The following is a 15516-nucleotide window of genomic DNA, read 5'->3' as shown; positions in this document are numbered from 1 at the left end:
ACTCCCGAAACACCGTTCACTCGTTTACAAGGAATCTCAACGCTCCGCATTCCCATTATCCGCACTAGGGGTACCACCCAGCTCACCGCCGGGAACGGGGCCGGACGTATCGGGTCGATTCGCCTGCGCGTCGCTCGCGGGCGGATGCGGTCTGATCGCTTCCAGCGCGCTGAGATCCGAACCGGTGTCGTTGAGCCGCCACACGTAGGGGGCGTGCGGGGTGTAGCGGACGACGCTGATCGACGCAGGCTCCACCACGATGCGCTGAAACCCGTCCAAGTGGATGCCCAGCGCGTCGGCGAGCACGGATTTGATCACGTCACCGTGCGTGCACGCAACCCACAGCACGTCGTGGCCGTGCCGCTCGGCGAAGACGCGATCGTGTTCGCGGACCGCGGCGACCGCGCGGCTCTGTACCTGGGCGAGACCTTCGCCGCCGGGAAACACCGCGCCGGAGGCGTGCCGTTGCACCACCTTCCACAGCGGTTCGGTGACGAGGTCGGCGAGTTGCTTGCCGGTCCAGTCGCCGTAATCGACCTCGATGAGCCGGTCGTCGTATTCCGGTTCCAGCCCGAGCTTGTCGGCGAGCGGGCCGATCGTGCGCTGGCAGCGCAGCAGCGGCGAGTGCACGATGTGCTGGATCGGCAGTGCCCCGAGTCGTTCGGCGACCGCACGAGCCTGATCGGTGCCGTGTTCGGTGAGGTCGACTCCGGCGCTGCGGCCGGCGAGCGTGCGGGCGGTGTTCGAGGTCGACACGCCGTGCCGCAGCAGGATCACCGTCATGCGGCCAGCCTAGTAGGCGCTGCCGGACGGAGTCCGTCCTCGGATGCGCGCCCGGCCGGGGCGAAGCGGATCATGTCGCCGACACCACCCCGCCCGCAAGCAGGCCCATGATCACCAGGCCGAGCACGATGCGGTAGCCGACGAACCAGTTGAACGAGTGCTTCGACACGAACTTCAGCAGCCACGCCACCGAGGCGTAGCCGACGACGAACGACACGAGCGTGGCGACCAGCAGCTGCGGGCCCGACGCGTTGAGTCCCTCGCCCGCGGGCTCGAACGCGTCGGGCAGGCTGAACAGGCCGGACGCGGTCACCGCGGGAATGGCCAGCAGGAAGGAGAATCGCACCGCGGCCTCGCGTTCCAACCCGAGGAACAGGCCCGCCGAGGAGGTGGCGCCGGAGCGCGACACGCCGGGGATCAGCGCCAGGCACTGAGCGAAACCCATCACCAGTCCGTCGCGGTTGGTGAGCTGCTCGATCGGTCGCCGCTTGGTGCCGTAGTACTCGGAGGCGGCGATCACCAGCGCGAACGCGATCAGCATGAACGACACCAGCCAGAGGTTGCGCGCGCCGGTGCGGATCTGGTCCTTCAGCACGAAGCCGATGACGCCGATCGGGATGGTGGCGATGATCACATACCAGCCGATGCGGTAGTCGAGTTCGCGCTGCCGGTCCTCCTCCAGGCCGAAGGGCATGCCGGAGCCGGTGACGATGGGCAGTTTCGTGGTGACCTGGTCGGTGATCGGCACCATCTCCCTGGACCTGGCGCTGATCTTCTCGGCCAGCGTGCTGAACCAGGCGACGATGATGCGCCAGATGTCCTTGGCGAAATACACCAGCACGGCCGCCTCGGTACCCAGCTGGGTGACCGCGGTGAACGAGGCGCCCGCGTCGTCGCCGAAGAACACCGAGGACACGATGCGCAGGTGCGCCGAGGAGGAAACCGGCAGGAATTCCGTCAGACCCTGCACCAGTCCGAGCACCAGTGCCTGTAACCAGGTCATCGACTCGCCCACGCAACCTCCTCTTCCGCTGCCCGAAACATCCATCCCGACTGGGCAATTGGTCCAGCGACGACACCACCCGCCGGAAAGCGGCACCGCAATACGGCAGCGACAGTACATGTCGACCGGTGAAAGGGTGATTCCGGCCGTTGTCCGGCCTCCGTTCAGCGCGTGTGCGGCGCTGATGACGGCCTTCGGCCGACCGTGCCGGTTACGCTTGGCGCCGTGATGAAAGCGCGGATCCGGTGATGGAACAGCGGACGGTCGGACGCAGCGGCCTGCGGGTCTCCCGGATGGGACTGGCGACCCACACCTGGGGCTCACAGACGGACGCCGACGACGCGGCGGGGCAGCTGGTGGCGTTCGCCGAGGCCGGCGGCACCCTGGTCGACACTTCCCCCGCGTACGCGGGCGGCGCGTCGCAGCGGATCCTCGCCGATCTCCTCGGTGACCTGGTGTCGCGCGACGAGCTGGTGCTCAGCGGCTGCGCGGGCGTGCTACCCCGCACCGAACCGGCGCAGACCACCGTTCCCGGTCCGGCGCCGCGCACCGAGATCGATGCGTCCCGCCGGGGGCTGCTGCGTCAACTCGACCGCACTCTGCTCGAACTCGGCACCGACTACCTCGACATCTGGCACGTCGCGGCCTGGGATCCGAACACTCCGCTCGACGAGATCGCCGTCACCCTCGAGCACGCGGTGCGTTCCGGCAAGGTCCGCTACGCGGGCGTGCGCGGATTCAATCCGTGGCAACTGGCCAGCCTCGCCGCCATCGCGCCGATCTCCGTGGCGCACGCACCGTATTCGTTGCTCGCGCGCGGCGCCGAAAACGAATTCGTGCCCGCCGCACGGCATCACGGTGTCGGCGTGATCGCGTCGGCGCCGCTGGCGGGCGGCATCCTGACCGGCAAATACCGCGACGGCGTTCCCGCGGACTCGCGCGGGGCCGACGAGGCGACCGCCGCCGAGATTCGCCACCGCCTCGACGAACGGGCCACCCGGGTGGTCGACGCGCTCGTCACCGCCGCCGACGGGCTCGGCACCTCGCCGCTCGCGGTCGCACTGGCCTGGATCCGGGACCGGCCCGGCATCGCGAGCATGATCGTCGGCGCCCGCGACATCGGGCAGCTGACCGGCGTGATGGCCGCCGAGACCCTCGAACTGCCGCGCGCGATCGCGGCCGCCCTGGACGACGTCAGCGCGCGCACCGAATGACCCAGATCGGGCGTACCTCCGCCATCGCTGCGGCCATGATTAGGCTTGCCTTCATGAGGTTTCTCGACCGTGTCCGTCCCGGGGTGGCTCGCTACCTCCTCGCCGCCCTCGCCCTGACCCTGTTCGCCGGAACCTCGGCATGCGGCACCGACAGCGGCGCGACGGGTTCCGGGCGTGGGCCCAGCACGGCCACGGTGGGGAACCTGGATCCGGTGCCGATCGGTCCCGCGCCGGCTCCGGTATTGCCTGCGACGGTGCGTTCCTTCGACGGTGCGGAGGTCACGATCACCTCCGCCGACCGCATCATCGCCGCCGACCGCTATGGCACGCTCGCGCAGACCGTCTGGGCACTCGGCCTCGGTCCCAACCTCATCGGCCGCAGCACGTCGGCGGCGTTCCCCGCGGTCCAGAATCTGCCGAACGTGACCGGTGGCAGCGGTTCGCTGAACGTGGAATCGGTGCTGGCGCTGCGGCCCACGGTGTTCCTCACCGACACCACCAGCGCCGCGCCCGCGGTGCGCGAACAGCTGCGCGCGGCCGGAGTGACGGTCGTCTACTTCGACCCGCAGCGAACCATGGACGGTGTGGCGCCCCAGATCGAGGCCGTCGCCGCCGCGCTCGGCGTCCCGGACCGCGGTCGCGCCCTCGCCGACCGCACCCGCGACGAGATCGCCGCCGCCTCGGCCGGGGTCCCCGCCCAGGACAAGCCGTTGCGCATCGCGTTCCTGTACCTGCGCAGCACCGCCATCACGATGATGGCCGGGCCCGGCTCCGGCGCCGACGAGCTGATCACGGCCCTCGGCGGCGAGGACGCGGGCACCTCCGCCGGATTGACCGAACCGTTCACCGCCATCACCAGCGAGGCGATGATCGCCGCCGCCCCCGACGTGCTCCTCGTCATGAGCGACGGCCTGAGCTCGGTCGGCGGCGTGGACGGTCTGCTGAAGGTGCCCGGGATCGCGCAGACACCGGCAGGGAAGAACAGGCGCGTGGTCGACATGGCCGATGAGGTGCTGCTCAGCTTCGGCCCGAACACCGGACGGGTGGTGGCCGCGCTCGACGAGGCCGTCTACGGCGCCGCGCCCGCATGAGCGTCCGTAGTGAGCGAATCGTGTGTCGCGTGTGCCGGAGCAGAGTGTCGGTGAGGCGCAGGCATGAGTGATTCGGCGCGTACGTCGTCCGTCCCCTCATCCAATGGCGCCGGGTCCGTGCGGGAGGGCGGCGCGGACAGGATCGCGTCGGGAGCAGGGGCGCAGCCGCCGTCCGCTCCGGTTCCCGCGAGCACCCGTTCGGTCTCGCGGATCACCGTCGCGTTCGCGGTCGCGATCGCCGCGTTGGTGGTGCTGGCCCTGGTGTCGGCCGCCATCGGTCAGGTGCCGACCTCGCCCGCCGAGGTCGCGGGCAGCGTCTTCCATCGGATCGGGCTGGACTGGGGGCCGTTGCCCGCCCACCCGGCCGGTGACGTGACGCTGTGGGAGGTGCGTTTCCCCCGGGTCGTGCTGGCCATGCTGGTGGGTGCGGCGCTGGCGACAGCGGGTGCGTTGTTGCAGGGCGTGTTCGCCAATCCGCTGGCCGAGCCCGGCGTGATCGGCGTCTCGGCGGGCGCGGCGGTCGGTGCGGGCACGGTGATCGTGGTGGGCGGCGCGTTCGTCGCGGCATGGTCGGTCGCCGCCGCGGCGTTCGTTGCCGGCCTGTTCACCACGCTGCTGGTGTATCTGCTCGCACGCTCCAACGGCCGCACCGAAGTGGTGACGCTGGTGCTCACCGGCGTGGCGATCAATGCCTTCGCGGGCGGTCTGATCGCGTTCCTGCTGTTCGTCGCCTCCCCCGCGGCCCGCGACCAGATCGTGTTCTGGCAGCTGGGCAGCCTCAACGGCGCGAGTTGGGAGTCGGTGGCGGTGGTCGCTCCGCTCGCCGCGTTGGGCGTGCTCGCCGCGATCGTCGTGGCGCCGCGCCTGGACCTGTTGGCGCTCGGCGAATCCGCCGCCCGCCACCTCGGCGTCGACGTGGAACGGCTGCGGCGCAACGTGATCGTCATCGTGGCGGTGCTCGCCACCGCGGGCGTCGCGTTCACGGGCATCATCCTGTTCGTCGGCCTGATCGTCCCGCATCTGGTGCGGATGCTCGTCGGACCTGGGCACCGCGTGCTGATCCCGCTCAGCGCCCTCGTCGGCGCGGTGGTTCTGCTGGCCGCCGACGTCGCCGCCCGCTCGCTCGTCGACAACGCCGACCTCCCCCTCGGCATGCTCACCTCTCTCATCGGCGGGCCTTTCTTCTTCTGGCTGCTCCGCCGCACCCGCGCCCGCGCCGGAGGGTGGGGATGAGCGCGGCCTGTGCGCACCGGTCGCGGGATACGGAAGCCGTTGTGAGGGTGCATAATTCGCCAGTTCAGCCGGGTCGTCGAACGCAGCGGGTGGTGATCGCCGGTGCGCAATACGGGCTCCCCCGGCGCGCAGATGCGTCGATCGAGCGCGCCACGCTCGGACCAAGCGCCGCGCACGGACCAAGCGCCGCGCACGGTTCGAGCGCCGCGCACGGCTCGAGGATCGCCCACAGCTCGAGGATCGCGCACAGCTCGAGGATCGGAGGCCACCGGTGAGCGGGGTGCGGCAAGGATTGGGCGCGATGCTCGGGCGGGTGCACGAGGAGCCTCGGCGACCCGACCCCGGGACGGTGACCCTGCGGGCGCGCGGAGTGAGTGTGGACCGCAGGGGCGGGGCGAGCGGGCACGCGCGGCGGGTGCTCGACGCGGTCGACTTCGAGGTGACCGCGGGCGAGGTCGTCGCGCTGGTGGGGCCGAACGGGGCGGGCAAGTCCACGTTGCTGGCCGCGTTGGCCGGGGAGCTGACGCTGAGCGAGGGGTCCGTCGAGCTGGACGGCAGCGGACTGGACCATTGGACGCCGCTGGACATGGCGCGCAGGCGTGCGGTGCTGCCGCAGAGCCACACCGTCGGATTCCCGTTCACCGCCCGCGAGGTCGTGGCCATGGGGCGGGCGCCGTGGGTGCGTACCGCGCGCGGCGAACGCGACGACGAGTTCGTCGCGGCCGCAATGACATCGGCCGACGTCGCGCACCTGGCCGCGCGATCGTTCCCGACCCTGTCCGGTGGTGAACGCGCGCGCGTCGCCCTGGCCCGCGTCCTCGCCCAGGACACCGCTACCCTGTTGCTCGACGAACCCACCGCCGCACTGGATCTCGGCCACCAGGAAGCGGTCCTGCGGCTGGCCACCGAGCGGGCGGCAGCGGGCGCCGCGGTGGTCGTCGTCCTGCACGACCTGGGCATCGCCGCCGCCTACGCCGACCGCGTCGCCGTGCTGGAGTCCGGCCGCATCGCCGCCGACGGCCCGCCGCGCGAGGTGCTCACCACCGAACTGCTGAGCCGCGTCTACCAGCACCCGGTCGAGGTCCTCGACCATCCGGTCACCGGCGCTCAGCTGGTCCTTCCGGTCCGCCGCTGACCCCGGCCCGCTCCCCCGCCGACCCGGCTAGCGCCAGATCAGCTTCAGCACCGCGGGAGTCAGCAGCATCCGGATGACGGTCGCGTCGATGATCAGCGCCGCGATCATGCCGTAGGCGATGTATTTCATCAGCACCAGATCGGAGAAGCCGAACGCGCCGGTCACGACGATGAGAATGGCGGCGGCCGAGGTGATCACGCCGCCGGTGTGGGCGATGCCGTAGCGGATGGCCTCCGGCGCATCGGCTCCCGCCTCCCGCGCCTCGGCGACCCGCGACAGCAGGAAGACCTCGTAGTCGGTGGACAACCCGAACACCACCGTCACGATCAATGCCAGCACCGCGAACATCAGCGGCCCCGGCGTGAACTCGAAGGCCTCCGCCCCGTGTCCCTCCACGAAAATCCAGGTCAGGATCCCCAGCGTCGAGACGAGACTGAGCGCGCTCATCGCAACGGCCTTGAGCGCCAGCACGATCGAACGGAACGCCACGAACATCACCGCAAGCGCAGTGCAGGCCAGGATCGCGACCAGCAGCGGCAGACCCGTGAGCAAACCGTTGATGCTGTCGCGCTCCAGCGCGGGCACCCCGGCCACCATCACCTCCACACCCGGCGGTTCGGGGATGGCGCGCAGCGCGGCGATCACGGCGTCGGCGTCGCGTTTGTCGGCCAGTCCGGCGTTGAGGACGTTGACGCCGTCCTTGGTCGCCGCCGCCGGTTCGAAGCGCCCGGTCAGCCCCGGCACCTGGTTGGCCTCGTGGCGAATGTCGCCGAGCTGCTGCGGATTCGCGCCGACCACCACGAGTTTCAACGGTTCGGTGCGGAAGCTGGGAAACAGCTCGTCGAAGCGTGCTTGCGCGACGCGGGCCGGATTGTCTTCGGCGAGATAGCGCTCGCTGATTCCGCCGAACTCGATATTGCGGAACGGGATGCTCAGCGCCAGCAGCACCAGCACGATAGGCACCGCCACCGCCCACGGCCGACGCATGGCGAACAATGCGAGCCGGGAGAAGAATCCGGCGTCGATCTGGGCTTCGGTCTTGGTGCGTGAGAAGCGTTTCCAGCCGAGGAAGTCGATGCGGCGTCCGGCGATGCTCAGCGCGGCGGGCAGCGCCGTCACCGAGAGCAGCGCGGCCAGCAGCACCGAGCTGATGCCGCCGAAGGGCACCGAGCGCAGCACGCCATTGGGGAAGATGAACAGCGCTCCGAGACTGATCGCGATGATCGCGGCCGAGAACATCACCGTGCGCCCCGCCGTGGCCACGGTGCGGGCGGTCGCCTCCTCCACGCTGCGCCCGGCGGCCAGCTCCTCGCGGAAGCGGGTGACGGTGAACAGGCCGTAGTCGATGGCCAGGCCGAGGCTGACCAGCGTCATCACCGCGTTGGCGAAGACATTGACCTCGATGTGGTCGGTGAGCGCGCGCAGTATGCCCTGGGTGCCCAGGATCGTCATTCCGCCGATGAGCACGGGCAACAGCGCCCCGATCACCCCGCCGAACACGAAATACAGCAGGATCGCCACGATCGGCAGCGCGATCAGTTCCGCGCGCTGGATGTCGTTCTGCATCCCGGTGTTGATGCCCTCGACGATGGGCTGCAACCCCGCCAGCTGCACCGTGGTGCCGCCCGGTCCGCCGCCCGCGCCGAGTGCGTCTTTGATCGCGAGATAGTTCTCGACGGTGGCGGTGCCCTCGCCGCGGAGTCCGACGCTGGCGAAGGCGTGGGTCTTGGTGGGATCGCTGGCGTTGGCCGTGAACGGGCTGTCCCAGTAGCTGTCGATCTTCAGTATCCGGTCCGGATAGCGTTCGAGCAGGCCGCGCAGGTGGGCGGTCACCGCGGCGCGCACCTCCGGGGAGTCGACGGTGCTGCCCTCCGGCACGGTGTAGAGCAGGATCAGGTCGCTGTCGGTGTCACGGCCGAAGGTGGCGTCGGCCAGTTCGGAGGCGGCCACCGATTCGCTGCTCTCGTCGAACCAGCCCTCCTGACTGAGCCGGTCGGCCAGGTCGCGGCCGTACCAGCCGGACAGCAGCACGGCCAGCGCGAATCCGGCCAGCACGAGATAGCGGTTGCGGTGGACGAACCGACCCCACCGCAGGGAACCGGAATGCAGCATCGACGGGACGCGTCGCTACCCGCACGCCGGGGTGCGGTAGTCGGCCGCGCGCAGGATCCCGCACAGGTCGGTGCGGGAGATCTTCCAGCGGCCGTCGAGATAGACGAAGTGCACGACGGTGGTGCGCACGGCGGTGCCGGTGCCGTCCCTGTCCAGGCGCATGGTGGCGGTCAGGGTGCCGTCGCGGTTGTCGAAGACGGGGTCGGCGACGCCGTAGACGGCGCGCGGGTTGTCCTCCAGCGCCCGGTACATGTCGGGGATGGCGTCGCGGAAGGAGTCACCGTCCTCGATCAGCGCGGTGCGTTCGCTGTCGGGCAGCGACGGGTCGAGCGCCCGCTTGATCTGGGCGTCGAGTTCGGCGGCGGTCGGCAGCGGCCGGTTGGCGATGGCACTGGAGGTGGCCGCGGCGGAGGAGGACAGCTCGGCGATGGCCTTGGAGCGGGCCGCCTCGACCGATGCGTCATCCGGACCCGAATTGCACGCCGCGGTCGCGGCCACCGCGACGGCGGCGCACGCGGTCAGTGCGATTCGGGCGATTCGTATGGAATACATCACTACCTACATACCATCGATGACGGAACTGATCCGTCCGAGCAGGGCGCGCACGGTCGTGACCTCCCGATTCGCGGCCGCCACGACCGGAACCGCGTCGGGGATCATGTCGCGCACCAGCGCCACCACACTGCGTTCATCGTCCAGGTCGACGTCGGTGACACGCACCTCCGCCACCGCGACCACGTCCTCCGGTCCCGGCACGTCGCTGTCCAGGTCGGCGCGGTAGATCTCCAGCGTCAAGATCGAGCGCACCGTGCGGAACGCGTACGGCCTGCCGTCGGCGGTGGTGCCGAACCCGTGAGCAAACGGACCAACGGTTATGTCATCGATGGCAAATCCCGATGGATGGTCGGCTTTCAACGGATCTCCCTGAGTCGGACGCTGTTTGGTTACACGGTAACCCCCATCACGGGTAATTCGGTGCCGCCGCCACCCCGGTCGGGTGCGGTGTTGCGCCATCATGGTCAGATGGTGAGGTCGGGTTGATTCGTCGGTAGGAGGAGTTCGGTGGTGCGCCCTCGCGGCTCGGTCCCCTCAGCGTTCGTTGGCCTGGCGGTACTCGCCCTCCTGGCCGGATGCTCCTCCGACAAGGGCGAACCCGACGTCCCTACCCGCGAACCCGCGACCGCCGCGGTCGCGCCCGCGCCGCAGACCCCGCCCGTGGGCGAGGTGATCGGCCTGGGTGTCCCGGTCCGCAGCCTGATCGCCGAGTCCGGCACCGGCCTGCTCGCCGCGCTCGACGCGAGCAGCGACAGCTCCACCGTGCTCGTCCTCATCGACCCCGCCGCCCCCGCGGGCGCAGGTCAGCGCACCGTTGCCCTGCCCGCGCACGGGACCAGCCTGGCTCAGGGCAGGCCCGGCGAGATCCTGGTCACCGCATCCGGCTGGATCATCCGCGTCGACGTCGCCACCGGCGCCGTCACCGAGACGCCCGTCGAGGGCGACATCCGCTCGGTCCGCCAGCGCGAGGACGGCACCCTGGTCGTCGGCACCGCCGACGGCGCCGTCCGCATCCTCGGCCCCGGCGGCGATGTGCTCGACACGGTCTCCGGCCTGGTCTCGGCCGACGTCGTCGTCGTGACCGCCGATCGCATCGCGGTGCTCGACCGCCGCCAGACCTCCGTCACCGAGATCGACCCCGCCAAGGATCGCCTCGGCTTGGCGCTGCGCGCGGGCGACGGCGCCACGAACATGATCTCCGACCACTTCGGCAGGGTGATCGTCACCGACACCGCGGGCGAGGAACTGCTCGTCTACACCACCGGACCGCTCGTCCTGCGCCAGCGTTTCCCGGTAGGATCGTCGCCTTACGCGCTCGCTTACGATCGGCGGTCCGAGACCGTGTGGGTGACGTGCACGCAGAGCAACGAAGTCGTCGGATTCGATCTGTCGACGGGTATACCGAAGGAAGTGGGACGCTATCCGACCGTCCGGCAGCCCGAATCGGTGACCGTGGACGAGCGCACCGGTGACCTGTTCGTCGGTTCCGCCACCGGTGACGGTGTCCAGCGGATTCGCGCGGACCAGCTGAAGAGAGGGCAGTGATGGCGCCGAAAAGCTCCCGCGCAGCGTTACCGGCCAACTGGGAGACCAGCAGCGACGACTACGAATACGTCCCGCTGCGCTTACCGAAAGATGTGACCAGGGTGACCGCCTCGATGCGCCTGGCGATTCAGGCCGAATTCGGCGGATGGGAGCTCTCGCGCGTGCGCGCCTACACCGACGGCAGCCGCAAGGTGCTGCTGCGTCGTCGCAAGACGTCGCTACTACCCCAGCCCGAGCCGGGGATGTGACACGGATGTATGCACTGCTGCTTCGCCTGATGTTCCTGGTTCCGCCGGAACGCATCCACCATCTCGCTTTCGCGGCCATGCGCGTGGCCGCGCGGTTCGCGCCGGCCCGGCTGCTGCTGAAGCGGCTCGCGGTCGTCGACGACCCGATCCTGCGCAACACCGTCTTCGGCGTCGATTTCCGCGCGCCGCTCGGCCTGGCCGCCGGTTTCGACAAGAACGCCGAGGGCGCCGACATCTGGGGGCCGTTCGGCTGGGGTTTCGCCGAAGTCGGCACCGTCACCGCGCAGGCCCAGCCCGGCAACCCCGCGCCGCGGATGTTCCGGCTGCCCGCCGACCGCGCCTTGATCAACCGGATGGGCTTCAACAACCACGGCGCCGCCCGCGCCGCCGAACAACTGCGCGCCAGGGCCGCCACCGTCCCGATCGGCGCCAACATCGGCAAGACCAAGATCGTCGAAGCGGCCGATGCCGCCGCCGACTACGCGACGAGCGCCGCCCTGCTCGGCCCGCTGGCCGACTTCGTCGTCGTCAACGTCAGCTCCCCCAACACCCCCGGCCTGCGCGATCTGCAGGCCGTCGAATCGCTGCGCCCGCTGCTGCGGGCCGTGCTCGACACCGTCCAGGTGCCGGTCCTGGTGAAGATCGCCCCCGACCTGTCCGACGAGGACGTCGACGCCGTCGCCGACCTCGCACTGGAACTCGGTCTCGCGGGCATCGTCGCCACCAACACCACCATCCGCCGCGACGGCCTGCGCACCGACGCCGCCGAGGTCGCGGCCATGGGCGCCGGTGGCCTGTCCGGCGCGCCCGTCGCCGACCGCTCGCTCGAGGTGCTGCGCCGCCTCTACCAGCGCGTCGGCGATCGCCTGGTGCTGATCTCCGTCGGCGGCATCGAAACCGCCGACCAGGCCTTCGAGCGCATCCTCGCGGGCGCCACCCTCCTGCAGGGTTTCACCGGCTTCATCTACGGCGGCCCGTTCTGGACCCGCAAGATCCACCGCGGCCTCGCCGCCCGCCTGCGCGCCGGTGGCTACACCTCGATCGCCGAGGCGGTCGGCGCGGAGAACGTGGCGCGCACCTGAATCCGGCCGTGACTCCGAGCCGGGGTCCGGTCACCTCACCCGTACACGCGAGGTGGACCGCTCGCGCGCTGCGGCAGGCCGTGTGTGCGCGGCCCGCCCGTCCTGCCGCATGCGCCGACGGGGCCGGGCGCCGACTCGTCCGGCCGGTCCCGCAGCCGCGCCACGATCCGCTTGTGCAACAGGATGACCGCGTGCTCCAGCAGGATGCCCAGCCGGTCGGCGCGCTCGGCGGCGCGGGCGTGCGTCATGCGGTCGTGGACCATGTCCGGGTCGCTGAGCAATTCGTCCAGTTCCATGCCCGCGAACGCCTGCTCGCGGGAGAGGGTGCGACCCGGCAACCAGCTCAGCCGCCACGCGTCGGCGAAGGGGCCGCCGTCACGGTAGGCCGATTCGGGGGTCAGGTCGCTGATCATGGTCCAATCGGTGGTCTGAATGGTCATGGCTGCCTCCGGTACTACAGCCCGAGCAGAATCTGCTCTAGGGGAATTCCGAGTTGTCCGGCGTAGTGGACCGCCCGCAGGTGGGCGATCCGGTCGTGCCGGTAGGTCTGGGTGCTGACGATCTCGGCGAGATCCATCCCCGCCAGTGCCTGTTCGCGGGTGAGCAGGCGGTCGGGCAGCCAGCTCAGCCGCCACGACTTGGGCCATTTGTCGGCGACGCGCTGCGCCGATTCGTTGGTGCAATCGCTGGTCATGGACCAGTCGGTGACGTAGATGGTCACGAATGCCTCCTGTCGAGCATCCGGAGGTCGAAGGGGGGTCACCGAAGAGTTCGGAGAGTGGTGAGCCCCGGCGAAATGCGCTGTCGCGCACGGGCCGGGGCTCGCTGGGGTGGCGAAGCGAAACCGGCGGTGGACGCGGTTCGGATGATCCCGGTGGTCGGCCGGGGACTATGCTGCCGGACGGTTCGGCCCGAGTTCGGTGTCGGCCGCGCCGGGCTTGGGGCGCCTGCGCCGCCGGTCGCGGCGTATGAGCAGAATCTCTTTCATCACCAAGGCCCTCCCGAGTCCGCTGGTGGGACGACCAGATCGCCCAAAATCAGTGTGGCATTTGCCTTTTGTCCGGTCAATTGCCGGAGTATCTTGGGAATTGCCGGTCTTATTGCCCGCTAAACACCGAGATGCGGGCAATCTCCGCAGAAGCACAACGAAACGGCAACGACGTGATGGAGGGCGGATTCGGCTATGGCTCCGCAGAATCCCCGCACGATCGCGATTCGCGACATCCTCACCCGCTTGTGCACCTACTACGGCCTGCGGCCAGAACGCTTGGGCAACACCGAGATCGACGTGACGAGCCTGCTCGAGCTGCCGGTCGTGCGCCAGTATGCTCAGCGCACCGGTCTGCCCGCGGGCGAGTCCCTGCTACCGGTCGTGCGCGAGACGGCGCAGCGGCTGTCGCCGACCGATCGCCTGATCGCCGATTCGGCGTTGGCGCTCGGGCTTTTTCGTGACAACCCCCCTGACGGCATCGATCTGTCCCGGCTCTACGCGGACAACCTCGGCCCCCGCCGCGAATACCTCGTCGAGCACTGGCGTCGTCTGCACCGAGCGCTCGGGGTGGACCACATTCCCGAGCCGCCGACGGTGAAGCGGCTGCGCACGTCGTCGGAGGGCGACACCTTCACCGTCCTGGCCGACCTGCTCACCGCCGACGCGGGCTACGTCATCCCGCAGGCGATGCCGAGCGGGAAAATACTTGTCTCGCTACCTGATTCGGTGCAGCGGCCGAAGTCGGTGACGGTGGTCGGCGACGCGGTCATCGATCATCTCTACCGCGTCGACGGGTTCCCTGCCGCGGACCGCGCGGCGCGCGGCAGCTTCACGAGGCCGCCCGGCGGGAAGGGCTTGAATCGCGCGGTGGCCGCCGCGCGCCTCGGCCTGGATGTCGCGCTCGTCTCCGCGGTCGGCAACGACAAGGACGGCGCGGAGATTCTGGACTTTCTGACCAACGAGAACGTCCGCTGCGATCTGGTGAAGGTCGTCGACGGCGGCCGGTCCCCGGTCACGGCGGTGATCATGGATTCCAGCGGCGAGACGAGGCTCATCGGGTGCAAGGACGACAGGGTCAAGCTCGAGGTGGCGGACCTGCAGACCGGGGCAGTGCATGCGGCACTGGCGAGTTCGGAGGTGGTGTTGCTGACGCTCGAACACCCCAGGGGCGTCGCCGAACAGGTCCTCGCGATGGTGCGCGGCATGCGGCCGAGGCCGCAGGTGATCGTCTGTCCATCGCCGAGTCCGGCTGTGCCGCAAGATCTTTACCAGTATCTCGAGGTGGTGGACTATCTGGTGGGATCGCCGTCGGAACTCCGGGCGATGCTGCCGGTCGTATCGACCGACTCCACCGAGGAAAGCGCGAAGATCTTGCGCGGGCTCGGTGTGCGCGCGGTGTGCGCGATCGACGGCTTCCGCTGCTCGGTCCGCTCCGAGCGTTTGAAGCTCGATGTCGGCCGATTCCAAGGGGCACTGAAGAATTCGGCGGGCGCCGCCGCCGCGTTCTCCGCCGCGTTGGCATGCCGTGTGGTCGAAACCGGCGGTGAGCTGGATGCGAAGGACGTCATCTGGGCCACGGCGGCGATGATTCCCACCCAGCAGCTGGGTGCGGTGCCGCGCGCGATGCCGGACAAGGACCGTATCGATGACGTGGTCCGGCAGGGCAACAAACAGTGATCCACGCGGCGCGGCAGCGTATTTTAACACAAACGACCTGGTAGTAACATGCGTGTTACGTCACACGCAGGGTACGGTTGCCAGGTCATCTCGGATGTGCGGCACGTGCCGCACCTGTTGAGTCGGAGGAGCGGTTGACGACGGTTGCGTCGAGTCTTGCCGAAGCCGGTCATCGGTTCACGCGCAAGGGGCGTGACACTCATGTTCGCGTGATCGAATTACCCGATCGCGGCGACGGAGGCGGCCACATTCTCGTCTTCGGAGACATCACCGACGGATGTCTGGTCCGAGTTCACTCGCGCTGCCTATACGGCGAGGCGCTGCGGTCGGACGACTGCGACTGCGGTCCGGAACTGGACAAGTCCCTCGACATGATCCAGGAGGCCGGGGCGGGCGTGCTGGTCTATCTCGAGCAGGAGGGCCGCGGGGCCGGTCTGCTCGCCAAGGCGCGCGGATACCTGGAGAGCGAACAAACGGGCGAGGACACCTTCACCAGCTACGAGAAGCTGGGCTATCCGCCGGACGGACGCTCCTACGAGCAGGCGGCTCGCGCGCTGTTCGACGTGCTGAACCTGCGGAGCGTCCAACTGCTGACCAACAATCCGGCCAAGATGAACGCGCTGCGCGAGGTAGGCCTTGCGGTGCAAGTGGTTCCGCTGGTCACCGAGGCGTTGAGTCAGCGCGCCATCGAGTATCTCGACGCCAAACGCCGCAGGCGCCAACACTGGATCCCCAACGGCGAATCGCCGTGGTCGGTGGAGCAGACCATTCTGCCGCGATCGGATTCCGGCGGTGCGGTGCCCGACGAGCACGCCCGCGAGAGCGCGCCACCGGTTCTGGTCTAGCT

General features: G+C 69.5%; 16 protein-coding genes. 9 read left to right on the top strand and 7 right to left on the bottom strand.

The features are described from left to right. Nucleotides 1–36: 36 nt before the first annotated feature. On the bottom strand, nt 37–783 hold the full coding sequence (locus tag NL1_RS03565; RefSeq protein WP_067834247.1) for a histidine phosphatase family protein: 747 nt from the start codon (nt 781–783) through the stop codon (nt 37–39). Nucleotides 784–853: 70 nt separating this feature from the next. Next, nucleotides 854–1786, bottom strand: coding sequence for an undecaprenyl-diphosphate phosphatase (locus NL1_RS03560; RefSeq protein WP_067834292.1), 933 nt, complete (start codon nt 1784–1786; stop codon nt 854–856). Between the two features lie 248 nt (nt 1787–2034). Between NL1_RS03560 and NL1_RS03555 the strand changes: the two genes are divergently transcribed. The 4 genes from NL1_RS03555 to NL1_RS03540 all read left to right on the top strand — a co-directional run bounded on the left by NL1_RS03555 (nt 2035) and on the right by NL1_RS03540 (nt 6459). Next, nucleotides 2035–3000, top strand: coding sequence for an aldo/keto reductase (locus tag NL1_RS03555; RefSeq protein ID WP_067834245.1), 966 nt, complete (start codon nt 2035–2037; stop codon nt 2998–3000). A gap of 53 nt (nt 3001–3053) precedes the next feature. After that, complete coding sequence (locus NL1_RS03550) at nt 3054–4091, top strand: heme/hemin ABC transporter substrate-binding protein (RefSeq protein ID WP_067834244.1); 1038 nt, start codon at nt 3054–3056, stop codon at nt 4089–4091. Nucleotides 4092–4154: 63 nt separating this feature from the next. Beyond that, nucleotides 4155–5324, top strand: coding sequence for a FecCD family ABC transporter permease (locus NL1_RS03545; RefSeq protein ID WP_084510277.1), 1170 nt, complete (start codon nt 4155–4157; stop codon nt 5322–5324). A 301-nt stretch (nt 5325–5625) separates the two neighbouring features. Further along, complete coding sequence (locus NL1_RS03540) at nt 5626–6459, top strand: heme ABC transporter ATP-binding protein (protein WP_067834288.1); 834 nt, start codon at nt 5626–5628, stop codon at nt 6457–6459. 27 nt (nt 6460–6486) lie between these two features. Here NL1_RS03540 and NL1_RS03535 read toward each other — a convergent pair whose 3' ends face one another. From NL1_RS03535 to NL1_RS03525, 3 genes are read right to left on the bottom strand one after another with little or no spacing between them, the layout of a single operon-like run. Continuing rightward, nucleotides 6487–8571, bottom strand: a complete 2085-nt coding sequence (locus NL1_RS03535) for an MMPL family transporter (RefSeq protein WP_067834242.1) — start codon at nt 8569–8571, stop codon at nt 6487–6489. Between the two features lie 15 nt (nt 8572–8586). After that, nucleotides 8587–9123, bottom strand: a complete 537-nt coding sequence (locus NL1_RS03530; protein ID WP_067834240.1) for a WKL family lipoprotein — start codon at nt 9121–9123, stop codon at nt 8587–8589. 6 nt (nt 9124–9129) lie between these two features. Then, a complete protein-coding gene (locus tag NL1_RS03525; protein ID WP_067834238.1) occupies nt 9130–9486 on the bottom strand; it encodes a hypothetical protein in 357 nt (118 codons plus the stop codon). Nucleotides 9487–9633: 147 nt separating this feature from the next. On the opposite strand from NL1_RS03525, the gene NL1_RS03520 reads away from it, so the two are divergent. From NL1_RS03520 to NL1_RS03510, 3 genes are read left to right on the top strand one after another with little or no spacing between them, the layout of a single operon-like run. Further along, nucleotides 9634–10671: a YncE family protein gene (locus NL1_RS03520; RefSeq protein WP_307621809.1), complete on the top strand. Its 1038-nt coding sequence runs from the start codon at nt 9634–9636 to the stop codon at nt 10669–10671. Next, nucleotides 10671–10919: a DUF5703 family protein gene (locus NL1_RS03515; protein ID WP_067783446.1), complete on the top strand. Its 249-nt coding sequence runs from the start codon at nt 10671–10673 to the stop codon at nt 10917–10919. The genes NL1_RS03520 and NL1_RS03515 overlap by 1 nt, the downstream gene beginning before the upstream one ends. 5 nt (nt 10920–10924) lie before the next feature. After that, entirely contained in the window at nt 10925–12001 is a 1077-nt protein-coding gene (locus tag NL1_RS03510; protein WP_067834236.1) for a quinone-dependent dihydroorotate dehydrogenase, read from the top strand. Between the two features lie 35 nt (nt 12002–12036). Here NL1_RS03510 and NL1_RS03505 read toward each other — a convergent pair whose 3' ends face one another. After that, nucleotides 12037–12441 carry a hypothetical protein gene (locus NL1_RS03505; protein WP_067834234.1) on the bottom strand — a complete coding sequence of 135 codons (405 nt, stop codon included), beginning with the start codon at nt 12439–12441 and terminating at the stop codon, nt 12037–12039. Between the two features lie 14 nt (nt 12442–12455). Beyond that, entirely contained in the window at nt 12456–12722 is a 267-nt protein-coding gene (locus NL1_RS03500; protein ID WP_067834232.1) for a hypothetical protein, read from the bottom strand. A 462-nt stretch (nt 12723–13184) separates the two neighbouring features. On the opposite strand from NL1_RS03500, the gene NL1_RS03495 reads away from it, so the two are divergent. Next, complete coding sequence (locus NL1_RS03495) at nt 13185–14669, top strand: PfkB family carbohydrate kinase (RefSeq protein WP_067834230.1); 1485 nt, start codon at nt 13185–13187, stop codon at nt 14667–14669. Between the two features lie 209 nt (nt 14670–14878). Then, nucleotides 14879–15514 (top strand): GTP cyclohydrolase II, encoded by a 636-nt coding sequence (locus NL1_RS03490; RefSeq protein WP_245673072.1) that lies wholly within the window; start codon nt 14879–14881, stop codon nt 15512–15514. The last annotated feature ends 2 nt before the right edge of the window (nt 15515–15516 follow it).

The sequence above is a fragment of the Nocardia lijiangensis NBRC 108240 genome (assembly GCF_001613045.1).
GTDB lineage: Bacteria > Actinomycetota > Actinomycetes > Mycobacteriales > Mycobacteriaceae > Nocardia > Nocardia lijiangensis.
The sequence above is the reverse complement of the archived record's forward strand: the minus strand, read 5'-3'. Positions and strand labels throughout refer to the sequence as shown.